We start from the raw sequence: 20,281 nt of genomic DNA, 5'->3' as shown, positions 1-20,281 counted from the left end.
CTATTCGCCGTAGACGATGCGGAACTGCAAGCGCAGAACCATGCGGTTTTCTTCTGTGAAAACGGGTGTAGGCGTTGCATCCATGTTTTCGATGTAGCCTAAGCAATCATCGAATGGATTAGCCTGTGTGAAATTGATAATGGCCTGAGCGTCTAATGCGGGTTGCTCGATATCATTTTGACCGGCAACAATCATCAGCAGGATATAGAACTCTGAGCCGAGGTCATTGCGAACGGGAGTGCCGCCATTTGGCTGAATGACTGCGTAACGCTGAGTGCCTTTATCTGAGGTCAGTTGCCGCCACTGGTACATCTGAAGCTTATAGCCAGCGATTAAGCCTGATTCCGTAATCCACTGTTTAAAGCGTTCGTGCATTGAAGGAGTCATACTTTCATCTCGTCAACGATTACTGCACTTACTTGCGCCTCCGTCTTATCTACGGCCTTTTCTAAGAACTGAGGTTCGCCGCTTTTATCCCAGATATACCCCATTGAACCTTTCGCGCTACCTTTCGCGACTGGCCGTAATTTCTTAGCGCCTAGATATTTACCGGGTGCGTTGTGAACATACATTGCGTAGTTAGCTGAGTACCCAACTTTTCCAGTAATGCGAGTCCCTTTAGTATCGATTTCTCTGTACTGGGAGTTGATTAGCATGCTGGTTGCTACTGGAACCATCGTAGCTGACTCGGTTCCGATGATAATAAGCGCCTTCGTGATAGCCCTGACCGCCTTCTTTCCCTGTACGTCTGATATGAATTTAGCGAGATTGTCGCGGGCTGCCTTTTGCCCTTTAACCGTTATACCCATATCAGACTCCGGTCAGAATGGCGAAGTCCTCAGCCACACGGTCGAATGTATCGGCGTATCGAATGACATGCCTCACCTCATCCGCACCGGCCGCCAGCGGGTCAGCACTTAGAGAGGTGCCGATCAGCACGAAATCACCCATCTCAGCCAGCGCGTACTCAGTCCATATCGTGTCTTTGACGACAAACTCGATACCTACGTCACTCTTGCTGGCTTTGATGTCACCGCCGTAGTCGCACAGGATTTGAATGGGCGCGGAATAGGTTGGTTTGCCGTAATCATCCTCATCAAGCTTCTTCCAGATGGTCGCGGTTGCTGTGTATGACCAATTGGCTGCTGCGCTCATAGCTGATACTCACTGTACTGGTCGGGGCAATCACCTTCTGCGCATTGCTTGAATCTACGAATTGTCACCCGCTTAACGTAAAGCGATCTAATGAAATCTCCATCCTCTAACACGATAAATTCAGGAGGAGACTGGTTACTGAACGAGAGCCACTCAGAGAAGCGGAAACGATGCAACTCAGGTCTTAATGTTTCCGAATAAACCTGATTTCCTTCGCCTATGTCGTAGGTGATCTCAATCTCAATTTTCGAGTAGCTGGTGACGATGATGTTAGCCATTAACAACCCCCAACAACGTCAAAAAATCCAACCGATGAGCCAACCGTGATTGGCAGAACGCCAGTGCAACCCGATGTATCCAATGCAGCCAGAGAATCCCTCAGCCAAGTAATCGAATCATCGCCATACTCAAACGAGCGACTCGCGCCCGATGGAGCACTCTGAGATTTAATCTTCCTGGCACCGGACGAGGCAGACATTAGAGCGGCGGCATACATCATGATTAGTGTCTGCGTGCAGTCGTCATAGCCTGCCCCATCCAAGCAATCGATAATCGAATTAACCCGGCATAGGATTGGTGTCAGCAAGGATGAAGGAATGGAATAGCCCAGTTCGGCGAGAAAGGCTTGAACATCTTCCGGCGTTAGCGGGGCTGCCATGATTACTTATCCTTTTTGGTTGCTGCTGCCAGCGCCGCTTCTGCTTCTTCTGCTCGCTTGGTTACCTCAGCGATAGCTTCGGCATGTGCCGCTTCTGCTTCTTCTGCCGCTTTGGTCAGGGCATCAATCTGCTCCTGCAAAGCTTTGGCATTAGATGAGAGAGGAGAAGAAGGTGTTGCCACCTCAAACACCAGCTTCTCGCCTTTCTTCTCGGTGGACTTATCAGCTTTGCCGCTGGCGATCCACTTTTCAGCAACCGCATCATCGACGTCGTATGACTGACCAACCTCCAGTTTCTGGAAGTTGGCACCGGCAAAAAGGTTTGCTACTAAAACTTTTACGAGTGCCATGGTTTTTCCTTAGCTGGATGCGTGGATGACAGAGAAGTGACCGTTGATGTCTTGCTTAACCATCAGGCCAGCAGCACCCCATGTACGCCACACGTAGTCAGAGTTGTAGAACTGGCGAGGGTCGGCAACAGTACCGAAGGCCTGCCCGACAATTGGAGCGATGACACCGGCTTGCAGAGGGACAATCACGATTTCGTTGCCAGTCAACTCAGCATCTTCTTTGATGGCTGAAATACCTGACAACTTCGCGATTTCTTCCAGCACGGTGCGCAGAGAGTTCACGTCGAAGTACTGTTCCCAGTTGGACATGATGTCGCTGGATACGTACCACGTCTGCTGACCGTATTGCAGGTTTTGCAGCTTCAGAACGTCGCGCAGAGCAATGGCTGCCGCACGCATGGCTTTCGGATCAGTGCTGGTCGCGAAGTTTACAGTCAGGGTTACCTGAGCAACGCGCTCATCATGGCGAATCCCCTTCCACGTTTTGCCGTCGAAGCTGATGTAGTTACCATCCGCGTCGCGGAAACCTTCCCAGATGTAGTCCACATACTGGCGACGAACATCATCAACTGAACCCGCCTGCGCATCAGACAATGAAGCCAGTGCAGAGCCTTTGTTGAACACCGGATCACGCCAGTTGAACTTGAATCCGCTGTCGTGGATCGGAACCATCGTGCCGTCGAAGGTATAGGACTTCGCATCCAACGCCGCACCAATCTGGCCTGACATGGATGTGTGAGCCCAGCCACGGCCACCGGTGCGAGCGTACTCGTACACTGACTCTTCTAGACGAACTGAGCGTGACAGTGGCATCAGGTCGTTCAAAAGGGTGAACTCGGTGTTGGGTTCGAACTCTTTCAGCACGGTCTGATCGTAAGCCTTGTACAGGCGGCGAATATCATCAACTGCGTTCACGGCATCAAGCGCAGGAGCATTGGCAGCTTCACCACGCACGCGAGTACGGGCAATAAAATCTGCTACTGCCTGAGCGCTGGAATTACGGGCAAACTGAAGCTCGTGAAACTGAGCCGTGTTGGCCTCAAGGTTTCCGGTCTCGGTCGCCTTCTTAGTGGAAAATGCAAACATTCGGTGCTCCTTACTTGATGACAACGCGCAGGAGCTGGCCTGCTGTCGAGATGGTGTATGAACGGTCTTCTTCTACGTATGCACGAGTAGATTCGCCGGTTGCTTTCGCCTTCACTCGACCATTGACGATAGAGAGAGGCTGGCCTTTGGTGTAAGTGCCGGTTGCTGCCGGAACGTTGAAGAAAACGCCAGGGGTTGGATGCATCGCCACTACCCAATCACCTGCCGCAATGGTGTCATCCACCGTTTTGCAGCACAGGTAATCGAAGTTTGCGACATAAAGGATTGCGTCTTCGTTGCCATCAACTGAGGCGGTGAATTTCTTCGTGGTGTTATCGAAGAAACCGACCGTGCCCGGCTGAGTTGCCGCTGCTGCCGCACCTTCACGATGCAGCTGCGGATTTGCGAAGATGCCACCCGCGTGAATTACATGCTTTCCATCTTTAGCCATTATTTACTCCGGCATTTCGCTGACTGATTGAGATGAGTTGGCTTGACGGAATAAACCATTCAGGCCGGTGGATGTGGAGCATTGAGCAAACAGTTCATTCAGTGGTTCGCCGTCCAGAGCGTTGACCGCAATATCAGTCATGCCGAACTTCGCTTTGACTGCTGCACGCTTCTCGCCTTTCTCTTTGTCAGAGTTGGCTGTAAGGCCGGTTTCGATGCTGTTCAGCTTTTCAGCGAATGGTTTGAACCAAGCCGGTGCTTCTTCGTTGTTGGTGGTGGTCTCTTTGGCTTTTTTGTCAGCCTCTTCTTTGTCTTTCTTGGCTTTTTCTTCTGCATCAGCTTTCGCTTTAGCATCGTCAGCCACCATCTGGTTGTACGCATCCATCAGCTCAGCCTCGGTCTTACCTTCGACCTCTTTGCCTTTCGCTTTCAGCGCGTTGGTGATGAGTTCTTTCATCGGTTTTGTTTCCTCTTTGACGGACTTATTATTGGCGCTGAAAAACGCCATGAATTGGTTAAAGAACTGCTTAATAGCTGGGTCTTGCGGGTCGGGAATTGCTGATTCAGCGATGTTCGCTGTTTCGATTTCTTGCTCATCACCTTCTGCGTTTACGAAGATGCCAACCCCCTCCTCTGGAGTCCCAGCGCCGGGCTGGTCAAGCAATACAGCGACGTGGTCAAAGTCCATGTTGGTGACGATCTTCTCGTAACGCTTACCCTTGGATTCGCCATTCGCGGTGATTTCTTTGTGAAGCAGGCCGGTTGATATATGAACGGGGTCAACGTTCTTGCCTGCTGCCATGTCATCCAGACGTTGAACGAGGCGCTTGCCGTTGTCGCTACCCTCCGCGTACCTCCGGTCAACGTACATATCGCCTGAAACCTTGCCACCATCACGGTTAACGTTCTGCAGCCAGGCGCCTACGTGATAGTCATTTACCGCCTGAACATCGCGCGCCGAAATATGCTTACCGTTTACCTTCGGATGCCCGAAAGGCATAGGGTTGCGCTCAAGCGACTTGTAGCTTTTTTCAATCTCAGCTGCCGGGTATAACTTCCGATTCATAACGATGTCGTCAACGATAGGCGTGACGCCACGAACCACGATGTGTGGTTTGCCGTTGATTGTCTCGGTAGTGATGTTTGAAGCGGAGTTGATGACCGACAGCACGTTTACGCAGATGCGTGACATGCTGTGTCCTCTTTGGTGGATTTCAGGCAATAAAAAAGGCCGCATAAGCGACCTTTGTATTTGGTTAAAATTAGAAGTTCGTTTTTAAAGTAACTTCTATTTGATCTATGTAAACATCATTTGCAACGTCCGAATGAAGTTTCACTTCACAAAGCTCACCACTTAGCGGCTGTGAAGTGTCCCCTATCCAAAACACGAAGGGCTCGTTTAATTGCCTTCTCAAATAGTCGACTATAAGCCTTGCCTCTTGCTGGTCTTTCGGCCACTTACATGTAAATGATAGGGTGTTTGAGTTCTGACCAGAAATAGAACGAAATGCAGTGATTATACCAAGGCAAGAACCATCCTCTGGTTTAACAGTCCCTTTAACGCCTAGATAAAAGCTGGTATTAAAAAACATGAGCTCTCCTTAGTTTAAAATGCTCATGCTAGTTATATCATTTACTTTCCTTCCATTCCTTACGTTCATCAGCCAACCTCTCAGCCAACCCCTCATTAAAAATCTCACCTTTATCATTCAAGATGACCGGTATCTGAGAACAGTAGCAGTGGTATTTATTACCGTTGATGCTGTACCACTCTCTAACCTCTTCTACAGTCCTGACTTTGCCATGCCAAAATGCGTGAGTTTGTCGAGTAGTTGGCTTTAGTGCTGAAAGATGTAACAGGCCAGTATTGAGCCCAAGCCTTTCTCTTGTCCATTCAGTCTCATTCCACTGCGCCTCTCTTAAAGCACCCACCTGTTCAGTCTGCGCGATGTTCTTCGCGTCAGACATCGACACATCGAGTCGTTTGCTGATGAGTCTGGCTGTCTCTTTCGGATTAACACCGCGCCCAATGGCACCTGAAATCACGTTGGAGAGGTCGGCGCGAGCCTTGTCGCTTATGCCTACCCAGTCGCTGTACGTGCTCACGTAAGCCGCTGCAATTTGGTTCTGGTAGGCCGGTGATGAAAGCAATGCGCTTAACGTGGTCTGTGAAGCGTACACTGGCGATTGCACAGAGAGGTTTGTAAACGCGTTGAGTGTGCCGCGCTGGTACTCGTCAGAAACGTATGCAAAAGCCCACAGGTTTTGAGAGCCACCTTCGAGCAGATAGTCATCAAGAATCACCTGCACTCGCTCTAACAGGTCGGCAAGCTGCTGCGCCGTCATGTCGTAGATATACGTGGCAGCATTCACCTGGTAGATGGTGTCGCAATGCAATGCGAATGATGCTTGTGCATTACCTTCCCTCACCCTGCCAGTTAAACGTATGTCGAATAGCTGTTTAAGCGACGTCTTGATGCCGAGGTATCTATCTTCGATATCTCGGTACATCTTGTTTACTGCTCGATATGACTGCGTAGGGTCGGCTTTATTGCGCGGAACTATCGGTGTCCCGATTCGGGGCGCTGTTGTCGTCATCTCCATTCAGCGGATCCTTACCGGTTGGTTTTGCGTTGGGGTCCGGCTCTGCCGGCTCCTTGATGGGTTCAAGCTCACCGGCAGCACGAATTTCGTTAACTTCAACCGCTGGCGTTCCGTATGCCTGCTGAGTTTTGTAGGCGATATCGGCCAACTTGCCCATGTTGTCGAGCTTCTCACTGTCCCCCGGCGCGAGTAAATCCGACCAATCGACGGTGACTTCTCCAGTTGTTGGCTGAGGAATTACCCCCAGTTCGCTCCATCTATGAACGACAGTAGTTATGATGTAAGAGAGCCAACTGCTTCTTCGGGAGTTGCATCGCGCCGCCCAAGCCTTCTTGTCTTCTGTTGAAGCAAGGTTGCCCGTTTGCTTGCCGAAAAGAATGTTGAATGGGCAGCGGATAGTTGCAGCGTAGCTGTTGGCTGACACAGTCCATGATGGAGTTGGGTCAGCAGCGGCCACCGATAGAACTGAAGCCTGCCCTGCCTGCATAACCAGAGACGAATCTGAGCCACGGTTGAGGCGAGTTATTTTGTCATTTAGAGCATCACCTAAATCTTTATAGCCTGCATCCACGGCCGCCTTTTTAAGGGTTTCCATGTCAGTATCTTTGGTGAACTCTATCCCAAGTTGGCGACTGGCGTTCTTCAGGAACCCTTCTGCGCTGCCGCCTTTGGTCTTCTCAATATCAAGCAGATCATTAAATCCGGCCTCATTGAGAGGTTCACCGGAAAGCATGTTGTCGTCTTCAGAGCCCTCGGCGAGAATTATCACCCGGTCTGGGTGCACCGTGATGCTTCTTACATTGCCGTATGTTCCGTCATCACCGACCGGCTGCTCATTGAACGTGTAGTTAACTGGCTGACTGTAAGTATCTGACCGCGTGTCGATGTCATAACTGCCAGGCTTAATCTGTGATTCCCATGCGGGGATCAGCTTAACTAAAGCGGCCTCGCCTAGCTTTGCAACCAGCGCCTTATCTACAGGCTCTGACCAGTCACGATTGTCTTTTATTTGCAGAATGATCGCCGAGTAATGCCCGACCATATTACGGCGGTCGGCATCCTTGATTTTTTCCCAATACTTTTTAAGAAGCTTGGTAACCGTCTTTTCCCAACGCGTTTCTTTCTTCTTCTTATCAGCAAGAGGACCATCAATGATAATTGGCTTATCAACCCAGCAGGAATCCAGCGTTACATGCACACCGGCATATGCAGCTGAGTTTCTGCGGTACGTCCGATAGAAAGTTGCGAAACTTACGGTGTCCGGGTACCCAAACTCTTCCCATAAGGTGGTGCGCTTGGTGTTCCCGTTAAACTGACCGACGTATAAAGCACGCTGGCGACCCACCGCGACTTGGTCAGCGAGGGCATTCACGAGGAACTGAACCTCGTTATTGGTATCACTCACTGATTGCTCCTTAGAAGAATACAGCGCCGACTTGTTTATGGTTGTTCTTGGCTACGGCAAAGTAGCGGAACGCATCAGAGCCGTGAGATGTGTGGTCATGTAATGGCTTGTCTTTCCAGCAGCCGCGTTTGTCATCCCATTCCTTCCTGTACCCTTCCAGATGAGTGATGCCTTCAGCGCACTTCTCGTCGTCAAAGACACATTTCGGGAGGATTTCACGTACTGACTCAATGCCTGTATCAACGCCCGTTTTCGGCACCACTTTGAATGTCATGGAGTAGACCTGGCCGTCAATTTCGTAGCCTTCGCGAGCCAGCTCTTTACGGGATTTGGCATCAGAGCCGAATTCACGGTTCTCAATGTCGTGTGGTCCCCAGTGGTCGCCATACTCATATCCTCGGTCTTTCAGCACTTTCATATAATGCCGCAGACCTTCACCGGAGTTTTCGTAGTAGTCGATGACGTGGAACTCTTCGCCAACCTCACGCACGAACCAGATGGACGTTGAGTCACCCACGCCGATATCCCAGAACGTATGAACGGAAAGGTGTGAATTATCTGGCAACGTACCAATGCGTTTATTGGTGTAAAGGAATCGGAATTGCTGTGCGTAGTAAGCGCCTTCAACTGATTGCTGGAATGCCTCTGCGGGTATGGTCGGGTATTCCCGCTTCATGTCATCGCCGAGCGTCTTTTCTTTGGCGTAGTACCACGCTTGCTGACGCTCGTTTAGGTGAACATCGTGCTTGGCTTCCATCTCGTCGAAGTAATCAACCAAGCGCTGCGGTAAAGCTTCTACCGGGTCGATTGCATACAGCGGATTTTTCCACCAGGAGAAGAAAAAGAATTTCCAGTCCAGCGGGGATAATGGCTTGCCTTGCAACTGAGCGTTCTCAGCTGTTTGGCAGTAATCGAAGAAGTAACCGGCGCGACCTTCAGCAGTGCTTTCGATAGTGGCAAAGCATCCGGTAGATACGGCCTCAAATGCGCCTGTGACAATCTCACGGGCCTTGTCTGGATACTTAGCGCATATCTTACCGAACTCTGATACGTGCAGGTAGCGCAGCGTGCCTCCACGAAATGAGGTGCTGACGTAGAGTGAGCCGCCCTTCTTGAATACCAACTCCCCGGCAGAGTCATTGCTCGCCGGGTTAGCGGCTTTAATTTCTTCGGGCAGGTTGTCGTAGGCGTATTTCACCTTTTCACGGAACAGGCGCTTTGCGTCGTTCAGCGTGTGGGCGATCAAAGCACATTTGGCAGACTCGAACAGCGCCGCATCCAACTGAATAATACAAACCTCGGTCGTGAAGCCGAGTTGACGAGCTTTAAGAATGATGTTGCGAGTGTGGATGCCTTCGAAGTACTCACGCTGTTCAGGTGTCATCCTGAAGCGTACCGGCTTGCCTTCTTTGTCCGTGATCCAATAAAGATTGTTCAGTCGCCAGTCTTTATCAGCCAGCAACTTGAGATGCTCAGGTTTCATTACGCCCCCTGAGACAGTGAATCCATCAGGTCTGAAATGTTATCGACTGATTTGTTGCCTTCGTCACTATCAAGGTTGTAAGCCTTGCGTTCTGCGGCGATCACTTTGATTTGAGCATCCACACCAGCCGCAATTGTGCGAGCCATTGAGGCGTGATTCTCAGTGGTGATATCAGTATCTTCCACAAACTCTCTGAGCTTGTTCGTAATCTCTCTCCAGCCTTTCAGCCCCTCTCGGTGGCTAAGTACTAACTCGGCGGTTGTGTCAGATGCTTCATCAACTATCTCTTCATCAGTTCGCACCTTTGACTGCGAACCGTCATTGCGAACCTCTGTGCGAACAAGCTTTAGCTTAGTTGCCGTCTTTACCTTCTCGGTAAGGTCGCGTTGCCAGTTGTGAAGTGTCGCTTTCTTGCGGATGGCGGTATCGCTCACACCATGCTTTTCTGCAATTGCCCGGATAGACAAAGAACCAGCTCGGTACGCCGATTCGATGGCCTCCCAATCTGGTTTGGTCATTCGTTATTCCTTCTAAAGCTCTACGGAGTCGCCGGTGATAAGTTCATAGGTGAAGCATTTATTGGTCAGCCAATCCCAGTGCAGCAATGCAGAAAGAACGAGAAGCCATTTCATGCGCGGCTTGAGTGATACCTTGTAGGCCAATGTGCCAATAGCCATGTTTCGCTCCTTTGTCATTATCTAGCCCACTCGTAAATGGGCTATGGAATGGCTATATGAGGTTTTGTTTAATCGCTTCATCTCTTGCAATGGAGTTAGCTAACTTGATGATGAGCGATGCCAAGACATAAGCGATTGCCGTTACTATCCATCCTGACCATGCAAAAAGAGATGTCATGATTAAGAATGTTGTCCATCCGGTCACGCGAGCGATAAACGATTTCCTCTTAGCGGCCTGGACGAGTACTTTCGCAATCTTTATCCGGCTTTCTTCATTGGATTTTTCATACAAGATGCTCGCGGCCACTGTTGCTATCGCAATTGGTATTGCAAGGATGCAGATCATCCAGTTAATCGACACAGCCAAAGTCACCAAGCCATCAATCTGATAAAAAACACCTGCGGCCATTGAGATCAGTAGAAGTAAAGAAACCACGTAAGCGATAAATGTCTTCATGATGCATCTCCCTGCATTATTGCAACCATGTCAGGATCCATTTGGTCGATGATTCTTTCACGTGCACCGTTAAGTAATTGCTTGCGGCCGCCCACGCCCCACTTATTCATGGTCTTGGCGCAGTTGCTGACTTCTTTGGATTCATTGGCAATCAGAAGGTCTAGCCGATTCAGTCGTGTCATACTGCTGACGCCATTTAAGATGGCATCGCGGAATGTGTTATATACCCTGATTTCAAACTCAGGCTTCAGCCATGCCGCGTATCTGATGACTACTAATTCAAGCGCCCATGTGCCTTGCTGTAGGCCGCCTTTGATGACATTGACCGATGCACTTTTTGTTGCATCGCTTAATGCTTTAACAAATCGCTTCACCTGTTTGCTTTTGAGGAAAACGCCTGGTCTTTGTGATTCAGTCGCCTCCCCATTTGCTACAGCTGCCGCGTGGAGATCATTCAGGTTGTAACGCCCTTCGTTGTCTACACGAACTGGGACGCCATTTACTACTACGGTTGGATATTGCATAGCGTTAACCTTTTAGAAAGTGAGCCTGTTCGCACAGAAAAGCCGCCCGAGAGAGGTCGCCACCTATAACGGCAATTCTCAGGCTCAGCTTTCTGAAAGACTCTCGTTGAGATGCGCTGCGATGCGCGGTGATTTACTAGGTAATAAAAAGCCCCGCTAGTGCGAGGCTCTGGTTTCTTCTATCTTTTTGATGGCTGCCAACTGGTTGTTGCCTTGGTCTATCAGGGTGAGTAGCGGGTCAATCCACAACACTGCCTGACAGTAGGTTATTCGCTGGGAGGTAGTGGCACTAACAGCGGCTTTAACAGGCTGGCTGGAATCGGCGTACATTGCGCTGGAACGTAAACGGTTCGCGTAGTCGTACAGGCCGTTAGCAATATCAGCAGGGATAGGCAGAGCACAGGTCGGCTCAGCCTTGAGAATCGTTCGATATTCAATTTCACGCTCCTGACTGTCGCCGGTGATTTTCACTGCGTATTTATCTGCCGCCGCTGCAATCTCGTTAGAACGCTGAAAGTTGAGTGATTGCGTGGATATGGTGAGCGTTTGCAGGTCATTATCGCTTTGCAGCTGGGTAACCTTGCCGTCAGCTTCAACTGATGTTCCGTAGAAGTGGAATGCAGCCCACATCAGGATGGCGATGACAGCCAGTATCAGAGCAGAAAGAGCAACGGCGATTTTATTAATCATGGAATAAGCACCCCCGCCATCCAGAACGGAATCCAAATCCAAGGGCTGGCGCGACCCGCTATAAGCAGAACGGATATGATGAAACAAAGGCCGCTCATGATTGCCCCATCAGGCAGACTTCGCGCTCTACTTCGCGGCGGTTCATCAGTCCTTGCCATTTCTTGCCACCGGCATAAATCCAGTTTCGCATTCCATCACAGGCTTTCTGGTATCGACCGGCATTTAGGTCTTTCAGAAGTGTGGACTTCTCGAAGGCGCTGATGCCGACGTTATAGCTAAATGTGATGAGAGCGGCTTTCTGATATTCAGATGATGGGACTTTTACCGAGCGCTCAACAGAACGCGCAAAGGGTTGCAGGTCTTTATCCAGCATCACTTTGCATTCTGCTTCGGAATAGGTTTTGTTGCGGATAATGTCGCTGCCAGTGTGTCCGTAACAAACAGTCCAGACTCCGGCCACATCCTGATAAGGCTTATATTTCACACCTTCAAGCGAAGGGATCATGACTGTGGCAATTGCCAGCGCACCACCACCAGCCGCAGCAATAATCTTGTTCCGCAGGGATGGTGAGATAGCCATGGTCAGTCCTCTTGAGGCGGAGTGGTTTTGTAACCTCGGTTTAATGCAGCTTCGTATGCTTTTGTCTGTCGGTTCTTGTAATAAACATTCACCAAGAAAGTTGCGATACCAATAACGATACCGCTCACTACTGCAACCTGGTTCCAGTCGAGGTCATGCATCCACTGTGACACGCCGCCTCCGCATACAAGTGTCCCGGATACGCAATAGCTTGCTACTGATGCGATTTTGTCGGGCATAGATTTAATCATCCGATCACCTCCAACATGCTTAGTTGGCTGTGTGTTTAGTCATAGGAATAGAGCCTCGACCGCTTAGGTTCATGAAGGTGAGGTGACTGATTGGTCGGGCTCTAAAATGATAAAAGCCCGCAATATGCGAGCTTCTAAAATGTGGCATCCAGTCAAGGAGTCGAACCTTGTCAGCGAGGTTTTGGAGACCTGCCATCGCCCGGCGAACCAGATATTTGTGTATGCTGGGTTCCGCAAGTTTCATCCTGCCCAGCGCAAAATCTCATAACCGATCAGCGGATTTCGTATTGTGATGCCTTCGTCGCCATGGTGAGCCTTTACCCCACCATCTAGCTCATTCATCACATCGGAAAGAACATTGCGGCTTTAAAATCTACGCGTGTTACGCCGCGCACATTGTCCGCTCAACAGCAATGTCCTTACCTGATGTGCAGATACGAAAAAGCCCCGCATTTCTGCGAGGCCTTAATTATGCTTTTCACTCACCGTAACAGATTCACGGATTTGTAGTGTTAGCGTTGATATTGGGCTACTTTCGTCAAGATGTCAATAACCATTTTCTTAATAAGAGTTAATTTGTAGAAAATTATTCTCACATGGTTACTTTGGACAGCATCAACTCTGCTTCTGACTCCTCAACATGGCATCGGGTTATCATAGCCTCGTAGAGCGGCTTGAAGTTCCTCCGCCACGTTGGCTCTGTTAATTCCATCACCTCGCCGCAGATGGCTCTACGCACGTTCTCAGCCGGTAATCTCGCATAGCCACGCCCTGAACATTTCGGACATTCTTTCTGAACCGGTACGCCCTGCAATTCCGTTTGCTCCTTGTCCAGCACAACGCCCTTTCCGTGGCACCGGCAAGCGTTGCTGATTATCCCTTTCCCATCGCATGGCTTACACAGCACCCTGACCACTTCGCGCCGTTGTGTTGCTACGTTGCAGGCCAGTTGATCGCTAATGCGAACCACGCCGGTAAACTCTTCTGGTCGTGCAACGCCGAAAGCAGATTTCATTGTGAAAACCTCTGCCTCTGTGAATCCTTCCCCGCCGCAGCAATCACACGTCCGGACGCTTGCAGCACTCCTGGAATAATCCTGATATGCGAAAGTTGCGAGTATTTGCAGTACGTGATGTTTAATATCATCTTCGAGCTGAGCCACAGCTCTGTATTGATGTAATTGTTTTTCAGCAAACCGGCACAGACTTTCCACGGCCTTGTCTGGTTTACTAATCCCCTGCTTTGCCAAGAACAAATCTAATCCAAAGCCGCTTTTGAGGTCTGCCAACCCTAAAGCGGCCATGATGTCTGTTCCGGTGAGAGTGTCAGAAGCGGTTGCCCTGGGCGAGTCGCTGATCATCGTGCTTTTCGCAAAGAAGTATTTCGATATTGACTCTAGCTTCATGCTTCTTCTCCGAGTTGTCTGAGGTCTTTTAGCTTCTGCTGATACTCAGCCTTGATGGCCTTGCACTCTTCAATCGTCCAACGGTGCCGGTCGTGGTTGCCTTCGATGCTTTCCACTTCAGCCAGACCAATGCGCCTGATGAGCTCTGCCCGGTACGGAACCAGATTCCCGCTTTTGTGCTGGTTGCATACGCTGCATTGCTTCCAGATTTGGCGAGGATCGAACCTTAGCTGTGGGGCTGCGGCCGTAGTTCGATAATGGCCGGCATCCCATTGAGCAGCGCTCAACGTTCCACATGAAACGCAGGGAAGGTGCTTGTCTCTTTCACGGATGTAGGCGTTTACGGCTTGCTGGGCTTGCTTGATGAAGTAACTGCGGGGTTGTACTGCGAGCTTTCGAATTTTGAGGCTTCGTCGTTCCTGCTGGGTTGTTTGCTTTCGCTGTTGTTCCTGTTGCTGTATGCGCTTCTGTCGGGCTTCGGTTGCTAACTTAGTGATTAGCTCTTCCTTGTGCTCTTCGCTGCACCACCAGTCGTACAGAGTGGCTGGCTTGAATCGTTTTTTGCATATTTTGCAGTTACGGCTTCTGGGTAATTTCATCACTCTCACTCCTCAGATGTTCAGATAATTCAATCCCGTCCATAGCGAAGAAGCTTTCGCAATCCCCGCAAACATGCGTCTCGTCCTCTGCCAATGCCATGCCACATGCGGCGCACGTTGCAACAGATGCTTCGTTTCCACTGGTCATATCTGATAATCTCGTCAAAACTTAATGCGTAATCTCTCTCGCATTTCTCACAAGAGAGTCCGTAATATTCTTCTTCTTCCTCTTCAAGCCGTGCGTTACATCTGCAACATCTCGTTGGCATGATTTATCTCCACATAGGGTTCTGCCAGACGTAACTCTGCCTTGGCTCGGATTTGTATTCGGGTAACAAAGCAGAGACGTGCCAGCCTGTGTAATCAGCGGATAGCTGCTTTGAGGTTTGGATGTTTCTGAGGGTGTACTGCTTGATGAGGTCTTCGGCTTGCTGAGTGGACATGATTTCGTGAGTGAACCATGTTGATTTAGCCATCGCATTTCTCCGCGTCTTTCATTTGCAAAAAGACAATCATTGCTGCGCGGAGGGGTGATTCATTCACATGCTGCAAAAACTCATGATTACCTGACCGCTCTGCAATCCATAGTCCGGTAGGGAAAAACTCAGCTTCACTTTCGTCAATAAATTCATAGTCCGGTTCGATGGTGATTAGATTTCCATAAATAATCGGCCATGCGTCGGCAGGGTTGTTGCAGGGGTCGTAGTCGCTCAACATGATATCCAGCATCATTTTCCCAAGAAGCCTGACCGGATGTTTCCCCCATGTTTCTTGCAGCACTGCCTGCTGAACATCAAAGTCACTCATCGCTGAATAATCTTTCATGCTTTCTCTCCATATGAGCCGTACCACCAGCCGTCATCGCCTTTAGCTAACTCAACCCTGACAGATGAGTTTGAGCCTTTAGCCACCATGCGCAGAACGCGCTTTGATACCGAAAAAGAACCTTGGTCGCTTACCTTGTATGCGTTTTCGGACTTGCCGATGCGTAGCTTTGATTCTTCTTCGTCGATTTGAATGTCTATGCTCTCGCTATACAGGCCAGTAACTTTTGTGACCCGGCAGCCAGTTGAGCCTGATTTAGTCATCCGAAATGATATCGACGGAGTTTTCGAGCCTCGACCGCGGCCAAGTTCTTTGGAAATGTTTGCTTGAGATACATAAGCCATTACGCCGCCCTCTTTGTTTCGCCAAATCTCCGAGCCCACTCCAATGCCTGACGAGATTCATCAGACCACCTGACGCCCTGCTCCGTGCCGAATGCGCTCATCATCTCGATAAGCTCACTCATCTCTCCGACTGTCATCCGGCTTGTAGATTGGCCGAGAACGACGAAGCCACCGTTGATGCCTGGGGCTGAGCGTTGGCCTTTCAGCCCGGCTGTCAGAATGTTCTTCCAGTCTTCCGTGCTGAGCCTCTGCCCGTACCAGACGACCTGTTGGCTGATATCCGTCAAACAAGCCCAAAGCTTCGCATTCTGAGAGAGTGAACGCGTGGCTTCCTGAATTGTGACGAAGTAAGGTTTATCTGGATTAAGCGGAGTGTTGCGGAGGTGGTTTATTGCGTTACTGAGGATTTGTTCGTTGCGTAATTGGTAGGTTTGTTTGGTCATTCTTGCCTCCGATGTTCTGAGGTTTCCCTGATAGGCATGGAGCCTATGGGAGTTGCTTCACAGCGAATGCACCATCGATGCCAGTATGGTTGCCCGGGTCGAAACTTATCAGCTTCTTTCCGCTCTCCGCACCGGTAGCATGATTCCATTTTCTGCATCATTCACTCTCCGGTTTAGGGGCGGCGACTTGCCCATCTTCGACGAAGAATGCTCCATGAAGCACTTTCCTTTTCTCGCTTATCGCTAGTTTTGCATCCTCCATGTCACGATATGAGCCCACATAATGACGCGCACCATTTAAGCGTATTTCTGCAATCCATCGATTATCCTTCTTACTCCAATAGACGCCCTTTACTCCACTTGTGTTATTGCGCTTCATGGCCTTATTCCATTGGTTTTCTGCATTAGTTGCTTCGCGTAAATTCTTCCATTCGTTATTGGTTTTTACTCTGTCGATATGATCAACAGTTTTTGGAAGTCGGCCTGTCATATAGTAATAGGCCATTCTGTGTGCAGGCCTGACATGACCAAAGCAAGTTATATACAAATAACCTTCGTCGTTTTTACTTCCAATCTGCAAGCCATCGGAACGGCGCGTGAATATTCCAGTAACTGGATCGTAATGAAGATAATCCCTCAACTGATACACCGTGATGTCATAGTTACTTCCGTTTGCTGCTACGGCTATTTCTATTGCATCTCGAACAAGAGACGCCTCTGTCGTATCGATGAGCACTCCTGCTGAAAGTTTTTTCTGAATCTCCATCAGCCTTTCCTCGCTGAACTTCTCTAAATCGTTATTCATTTCATACCTTTCTTCATCGCCTTCTTGCATGCCATGCAATCAACTTTTTCAGCATTAGTTGTGGTATTTCTTCTCATGTACCCGCAAACTGCTCCGAAGTAACCATCTCGGTGATCCTTCTCTTTTAGGTATCCCGGCATGCCGTTTTCAGTGAATATTGACCTCATGTGAGTCTTCATTCCGTCTTCCCCTTAATTATGATTCCGTGGGAGGTGATGATTGCGCTGCATTCAGACAGTGCATCATTAAATCCATCGTCTTGCGCCCTGGCCTCCGGGTAACTGTTGTGCTTGTATGGCTTCTCTTCAGGAAACTCAATTTCGATTGCCGCGCGGGATTCTTTCCAGAAATGCCAATATGCATTCAAGCCAGATCCAAACTCATAGTCATCGCCGGCTCTCTGGCTAAGAATGAATTCAGGCTTATAGCCAGTTAGCTCTGCTGCTGACTTTTCAAACGCTTCTCTGTCAAATGTTGCCTTAGTGTCCATTACCCCTCTCCCAGTAGTTGCTTCATTCGTGCATAGGTTTCCGGTGCGCTATCCCCTGCCGCCCATTCACGTTTGACCATGGAAATTAGCTCGTCCCAATGAGCGAGGATTGGCGCAAAATTAGGGCATATTTCTGCTATGACTGGGAAGTGATCGCGTATCTCTGGAATGGCCTTCACAAGCTTCATGCAGCGAGTTAAGTCAGATGGGTCACTAGGCGGACTGAAGTAGCTGCCGTAAAATGGCTTTTTCAAACCAAGCGCTATAGAAGCCATTGTCGCTGAACTAATTCCCACGCTACCGTCTGCTTGCCATTGAATAACTTTCATTGCTAATTCGTTGCTCATCAGAATTCCCCTTTCACTTGCCCGGCACACATCTGCACGAATATCTCAGCAACCTTCTCGCTGAATTCAAGCATGTTGGCTCGCTTGGCTGGTGTGCTTATGTCCTGTAACCAGTCGTAGTCATCAGCTGCGTAGCCGGCTATTACGGTGTAGTCGTCTGGTGTGATAATCATGGGTTAGCCTTCTTGAGTCCGAGCTTCTCGCGGAGTTCTGCGCATTTGCGCAAACCATCGCCTTTGCTCATCGCGCTCTTGACGCTCATCTGTGGAATGCGTGCGACCGGCGCGGGAATCTTCTCCCCTGATTCGATACGCTTAGCCATCAGTTTCAGCTCAGTACCACAACCCTTTCGGAGTTGAGCCTCTGACCAGTTCTCATGACGCATGTGATCACACAGGTTGGTCACCATCCAGTAAGCGGCTGAACTCGTCCACGGATAGGCTTCTGCACTGACGTAGCCACCACGGCGGCGGGAGTAGGTCATGGTCATCACGTAAAGCTCATCTTCGTCAGGCAGGCCAGCGGCCTTGAGAGCGCCCTGTTTGCACCATGCGATGAATTGACCAGGGGAAGGCAGATAAGGTGACTCCTGCTTGCGAGCGATAGCCATTCCAGCGTTTACCTGAAAAACGTTGTTAATTCCGTTCTCCGAAAATGCCAGTACCCATTGACGCCGAAGCTCGTTCAAATCCTCCTGAGATTTGATATTTGCCATCGCAGCCGGGAACGCCGCTGTAAGCTGACGGAACAACTCGTTGAATAACTTGATTGCCTGCTCAGATATTGCGGCTGGATTGGCTTGATCAACACTCCCTGCCATACGTTGCAGAGCTACTCCGTCGCGCTGCTGAATTGCGGTCATAATATTTTTCATATCTGAAGCCCTTCAGCCCAGTCCTGATTGTCGAAGTCAATGCTTCCACGTCCGGCAGGCGTTGATTGTTTCTGGATGGATTTGGCAGCCAGCGTGTCCCACTTTTCACGCAGCTTTGCAGGGGATAAAACGTTTGAAGACCAGAAAGTATTTTTGTTCGCCCACTTGAAGAGTGAGCAGATTTCTTTGTGAGTACGGTTGTCCTGTAGTCTCATCAGCCGGATTGTGTTTGCCCATGCCGTCCAGTTAGGCTCTTTGGCAGTAGGACTAACAGTCAGGACAGCTGAGAAAATCCACTTGGCGGCGATCAGGTCATTCGCCGTTCCCCACTGCTCACCTGATGGTGTGTAAATTCCGCCGATCGCCTCAGGATGCTTAGCAAGAAATGATTCGACTGCCTTCTCACGGAATTCGCGAGAATTCTTTGAGGGAGGTTTTTTAATGTCTTTCTTGTGTTTTGTATTAGTGTCTTTTGTGTGTCCCTGAGGTAGTGACACCTCTGTCACCGTTTTAGTGACATCTTTTGTCACTACGGTAGTGACACTGACATTGTTTAAGTGACACTCTGGAATTTGCCATTCTGATAAGGCTTTATTTGGCCCTATTAGTTGCCCGTCCCTGAGCAAAACCTTCATGATTAATAACTCATTTTTAGCCTTGTTAACTTTTTGCCGGGGCAATCTGGTTAACAGAGCTATCTGGCTATCAGCAATCCGATCCATCTTCTTGTTGAAGCCATATGTTTTCCGACAAACGGCATGAGCTACCTTGGCCTGATTCCTCGTCAGGTTTGCGCCGATAAGCTCCTCGTACAGCTCGTTTGCCAGACGGGTGAATCCATCGTCTGTATCGGCCACACGCTGCTCCACGACCTCCAGTGGAGGCCTTATTGGTATTACGTTTTCGTCATATGCAAGATTCATGAGGCCTCCGTGCCAGATTTAATTCCACTGCGATAGTCGGCAATGATCCGTTCTATTTCTTCGCTTGCTTCATCAGCAATCGAGAGAAACTTACCGTCGATAACACTCGTAATTTTTGAGTCACAAAGAAGCTCAACCAAGCGGCGAGCCTTCAACGCGCTGAACAACGGAATAGCATCAGAACGCGTGAGCTTCGTTTTGCCAGCCGCTTTAGCCTTCACCATCTGACCGGCTGCGACTGATGAAGCATTCACGCCATGCTCACGTGAGAGAGCGACAGCGGTGGTCGCTGCAACCTCGCCAGACTTCACCATTTCAATCAGGCCATCACCTACTTCCAGCAGTGCCAGGTGATGCTCAACATCAGCAACAGAACGCTTTACCTTCTTGGCGATCTCCGCTGATTCCCATCCTTGGTTGCTGAGGCGTTGATAAGCAGCTGCGCGTTCAAGTGGTGCCAGTGGCTTACCCTGAGAACTGGTGACCATGAAGGCAATGCGATCGGCTTCACTGCCTACAAAGTCTTTGCACTCAAGGCGAGGGATTTCATGCCCGGATTCAGTAGCCAGCTTCGCGCCGTAATAGCGGTGATGGCCGTCGATAATCTTGATGCCCTGCTGTGTCACTTGAACAGCCAGAGGAGGTAGGTATTCACCGTCGACAAACGCATCACGGAATTCTTCAACGTGCGCTTGGTCGATATCCCGGACGTTAAAGCCCGGCTCGACATACAGCTCACTCAGCGGAACCAGAAACGTTTTCTTTACCGTCGTCTCGGTACCGTTTTTATCTTTCGATTTGTACAAAAGGGAAAGGGATGACATAATTACTCCTGTGAATTGATCCAGTAATTCGC

The 20,281-nt window shown here is 49.7% G+C and carries 34 protein-coding genes; all 34 read right to left on the bottom strand.

The annotated features are described in order from the left end of the window. Nucleotides 1-387: a phage tail termination protein gene (locus IV433_RS01715; protein WP_195812686.1), complete on the bottom strand. Its 387-nt coding sequence runs from the start codon at nt 385-387 to the stop codon at nt 1-3. Continuing rightward, a complete protein-coding gene (locus tag IV433_RS01710; RefSeq protein WP_195812687.1) occupies nt 384-809 on the bottom strand; it encodes an HK97 gp10 family phage protein in 426 nt (141 codons plus the stop codon). The genes IV433_RS01715 and IV433_RS01710 overlap by 4 nt, the downstream gene beginning before the upstream one ends. A 1-nt stretch (nt 810) precedes the next feature. Then, entirely contained in the window at nt 811-1,155 is a 345-nt protein-coding gene (locus tag IV433_RS01705) for a hypothetical protein (RefSeq protein ID WP_195812688.1), read from the bottom strand. Continuing rightward, nucleotides 1,152-1,433 (bottom strand): hypothetical protein, encoded by a 282-nt coding sequence (locus tag IV433_RS01700; protein WP_195812689.1) that lies wholly within the window; start codon nt 1,431-1,433, stop codon nt 1,152-1,154. The genes IV433_RS01705 and IV433_RS01700 overlap by 4 nt, the downstream gene beginning before the upstream one ends. Then, nucleotides 1,433-1,813 (bottom strand): DUF7370 family protein, encoded by a 381-nt coding sequence (locus tag IV433_RS01695; protein WP_120131245.1) that lies wholly within the window; start codon nt 1,811-1,813, stop codon nt 1,433-1,435. Before IV433_RS01695 ends, IV433_RS01700 begins: the two co-directional genes overlap by 1 nt. A 2-nt stretch (nt 1,814-1,815) precedes the next feature. Further along, nucleotides 1,816-2,163, bottom strand: coding sequence for a hypothetical protein (locus tag IV433_RS01690; protein ID WP_195812690.1), 348 nt, complete (start codon nt 2,161-2,163; stop codon nt 1,816-1,818). 9 nt (nt 2,164-2,172) lie between these two features. Beyond that, nucleotides 2,173-3,249: a major capsid protein gene (locus IV433_RS01685; RefSeq protein WP_195812691.1), complete on the bottom strand. Its 1,077-nt coding sequence runs from the start codon at nt 3,247-3,249 to the stop codon at nt 2,173-2,175. Nucleotides 3,250-3,259: 10 nt separating this feature from the next. Beyond that, nucleotides 3,260-3,700 (bottom strand): hypothetical protein, encoded by a 441-nt coding sequence (locus IV433_RS01680; RefSeq protein ID WP_195812692.1) that lies wholly within the window; start codon nt 3,698-3,700, stop codon nt 3,260-3,262. Nucleotides 3,701-3,703: 3 nt separating this feature from the next. Then, nucleotides 3,704-4,891, bottom strand: coding sequence for a DUF2213 domain-containing protein (locus tag IV433_RS01675; protein ID WP_195812693.1), 1,188 nt, complete (start codon nt 4,889-4,891; stop codon nt 3,704-3,706). Between the two features lie 70 nt (nt 4,892-4,961). Further along, entirely contained in the window at nt 4,962-5,291 is a 330-nt protein-coding gene (locus tag IV433_RS01670; RefSeq protein WP_195812694.1) for a hypothetical protein, read from the bottom strand. Nucleotides 5,292-5,328: 37 nt separating this feature from the next. Continuing rightward, nucleotides 5,329-6,303, bottom strand: a complete 975-nt coding sequence (locus IV433_RS01665) for a phage minor head protein (protein WP_229893154.1) — start codon at nt 6,301-6,303, stop codon at nt 5,329-5,331. Further along, nucleotides 6,248-7,708, bottom strand: a complete 1,461-nt coding sequence (locus IV433_RS01660) for an anti-CBASS protein Acb1 family protein (RefSeq protein ID WP_195812696.1) — start codon at nt 7,706-7,708, stop codon at nt 6,248-6,250. Before IV433_RS01660 ends, IV433_RS01665 begins: the two co-directional genes overlap by 56 nt. 10 nt (nt 7,709-7,718) lie before the next feature. Continuing rightward, entirely contained in the window at nt 7,719-9,191 is a 1,473-nt protein-coding gene (locus IV433_RS01655; protein WP_195812697.1) for a terminase, read from the bottom strand. Next, nucleotides 9,191-9,709: a hypothetical protein gene (locus tag IV433_RS01650; RefSeq protein WP_195812698.1), complete on the bottom strand. Its 519-nt coding sequence runs from the start codon at nt 9,707-9,709 to the stop codon at nt 9,191-9,193. Before IV433_RS01650 ends, IV433_RS01655 begins: the two co-directional genes overlap by 1 nt. 12 nt (nt 9,710-9,721) lie before the next feature. After that, nucleotides 9,722-9,868, bottom strand: a complete 147-nt coding sequence (locus IV433_RS01645; RefSeq protein WP_195812699.1) for a hypothetical protein — start codon at nt 9,866-9,868, stop codon at nt 9,722-9,724. Between the two features lie 52 nt (nt 9,869-9,920). Then, nucleotides 9,921-10,325 carry a hypothetical protein gene (locus tag IV433_RS01640; protein ID WP_195812700.1) on the bottom strand — a complete coding sequence of 135 codons (405 nt, stop codon included), beginning with the start codon at nt 10,323-10,325 and terminating at the stop codon, nt 9,921-9,923. After that, nucleotides 10,322-10,849, bottom strand: a complete 528-nt coding sequence (locus IV433_RS01635) for a KilA-N domain-containing protein (RefSeq protein WP_195812701.1) — start codon at nt 10,847-10,849, stop codon at nt 10,322-10,324. Before IV433_RS01635 ends, IV433_RS01640 begins: the two co-directional genes overlap by 4 nt. A gap of 156 nt (nt 10,850-11,005) precedes the next feature. Continuing rightward, complete coding sequence (locus IV433_RS01630; RefSeq protein ID WP_195812702.1) at nt 11,006-11,539, bottom strand: hypothetical protein; 534 nt, start codon at nt 11,537-11,539, stop codon at nt 11,006-11,008. Nucleotides 11,540-11,633: 94 nt separating this feature from the next. Next, nucleotides 11,634-12,119: a lysozyme gene (locus IV433_RS01625; protein ID WP_229893153.1), complete on the bottom strand. Its 486-nt coding sequence runs from the start codon at nt 12,117-12,119 to the stop codon at nt 11,634-11,636. Nucleotides 12,120-12,121: 2 nt separating this feature from the next. Next, nucleotides 12,122-12,370 (bottom strand): phage holin, encoded by a 249-nt coding sequence (locus IV433_RS01620; RefSeq protein ID WP_195812703.1) that lies wholly within the window; start codon nt 12,368-12,370, stop codon nt 12,122-12,124. 592 nt (nt 12,371-12,962) lie between these two features. Next, nucleotides 12,963-13,775, bottom strand: a complete 813-nt coding sequence (locus IV433_RS01615) for an antitermination protein (protein WP_195812704.1) — start codon at nt 13,773-13,775, stop codon at nt 12,963-12,965. Then, a complete protein-coding gene (locus tag IV433_RS01610) occupies nt 13,772-14,374 on the bottom strand; it encodes a recombination protein NinG (RefSeq protein ID WP_195812705.1) in 603 nt (200 codons plus the stop codon). Before IV433_RS01610 ends, IV433_RS01615 begins: the two co-directional genes overlap by 4 nt. After that, entirely contained in the window at nt 14,352-14,522 is a 171-nt protein-coding gene (locus IV433_RS26445) for a protein NinF (protein ID WP_195812706.1), read from the bottom strand. The genes IV433_RS01610 and IV433_RS26445 overlap by 23 nt, the downstream gene beginning before the upstream one ends. Before the next feature lie 320 nt (nt 14,523-14,842). After that, nucleotides 14,843-15,199, bottom strand: a complete 357-nt coding sequence (locus tag IV433_RS01600) for a phage protein NinX family protein (RefSeq protein WP_195812707.1) — start codon at nt 15,197-15,199, stop codon at nt 14,843-14,845. Then, entirely contained in the window at nt 15,196-15,543 is a 348-nt protein-coding gene (locus IV433_RS01595) for a hypothetical protein (protein ID WP_195812708.1), read from the bottom strand. Before IV433_RS01595 ends, IV433_RS01600 begins: the two co-directional genes overlap by 4 nt. Next, a complete protein-coding gene (locus IV433_RS01590; RefSeq protein WP_195812709.1) occupies nt 15,543-15,986 on the bottom strand; it encodes a recombination protein NinB in 444 nt (147 codons plus the stop codon). Before IV433_RS01590 ends, IV433_RS01595 begins: the two co-directional genes overlap by 1 nt. Continuing rightward, a complete protein-coding gene (gene ninD / locus IV433_RS01585; RefSeq protein WP_195812964.1) occupies nt 15,983-16,135 on the bottom strand; it encodes a protein NinD in 153 nt (50 codons plus the stop codon). The genes IV433_RS01590 and ninD overlap by 4 nt, the downstream gene beginning before the upstream one ends. Before the next feature lie 8 nt (nt 16,136-16,143). Next, nucleotides 16,144-16,821, bottom strand: coding sequence for an HNH endonuclease (locus IV433_RS01580; RefSeq protein ID WP_195812710.1), 678 nt, complete (start codon nt 16,819-16,821; stop codon nt 16,144-16,146). A 145-nt stretch (nt 16,822-16,966) separates the two neighbouring features. Beyond that, nucleotides 16,967-17,281, bottom strand: a complete 315-nt coding sequence (locus IV433_RS01575) for a hypothetical protein (RefSeq protein ID WP_195812711.1) — start codon at nt 17,279-17,281, stop codon at nt 16,967-16,969. After that, on the bottom strand, nt 17,281-17,628 hold the full coding sequence (locus IV433_RS01570) for a hypothetical protein (RefSeq protein WP_195812712.1): 348 nt from the start codon (nt 17,626-17,628) through the stop codon (nt 17,281-17,283). Before IV433_RS01570 ends, IV433_RS01575 begins: the two co-directional genes overlap by 1 nt. Next, a complete protein-coding gene (locus tag IV433_RS01565; RefSeq protein WP_195812713.1) occupies nt 17,628-17,801 on the bottom strand; it encodes a hypothetical protein in 174 nt (57 codons plus the stop codon). Before IV433_RS01565 ends, IV433_RS01570 begins: the two co-directional genes overlap by 1 nt. Then, a complete protein-coding gene (locus tag IV433_RS01560) occupies nt 17,798-18,502 on the bottom strand; it encodes a replication protein P (RefSeq protein ID WP_195812714.1) in 705 nt (234 codons plus the stop codon). The genes IV433_RS01565 and IV433_RS01560 overlap by 4 nt, the downstream gene beginning before the upstream one ends. Continuing rightward, on the bottom strand, nt 18,499-19,425 hold the full coding sequence (locus IV433_RS01555) for a replication protein (RefSeq protein WP_195812715.1): 927 nt from the start codon (nt 19,423-19,425) through the stop codon (nt 18,499-18,501). The genes IV433_RS01560 and IV433_RS01555 overlap by 4 nt, the downstream gene beginning before the upstream one ends. Next, complete coding sequence (locus IV433_RS01550) at nt 19,422-20,249, bottom strand: ParB/RepB/Spo0J family partition protein (protein WP_195812716.1); 828 nt, start codon at nt 20,247-20,249, stop codon at nt 19,422-19,424. The genes IV433_RS01555 and IV433_RS01550 overlap by 4 nt, the downstream gene beginning before the upstream one ends. Nucleotides 20,250-20,281 lie beyond the last annotated feature (32 nt).

Origin of the sequence: Rahnella laticis (assembly GCF_015644585.1) — a bacterium.
GTDB lineage: Bacteria > Pseudomonadota > Gammaproteobacteria > Enterobacterales > Enterobacteriaceae > Rahnella > Rahnella laticis.
This window is presented reverse-complemented; position numbering and strand designations above follow the sequence as displayed.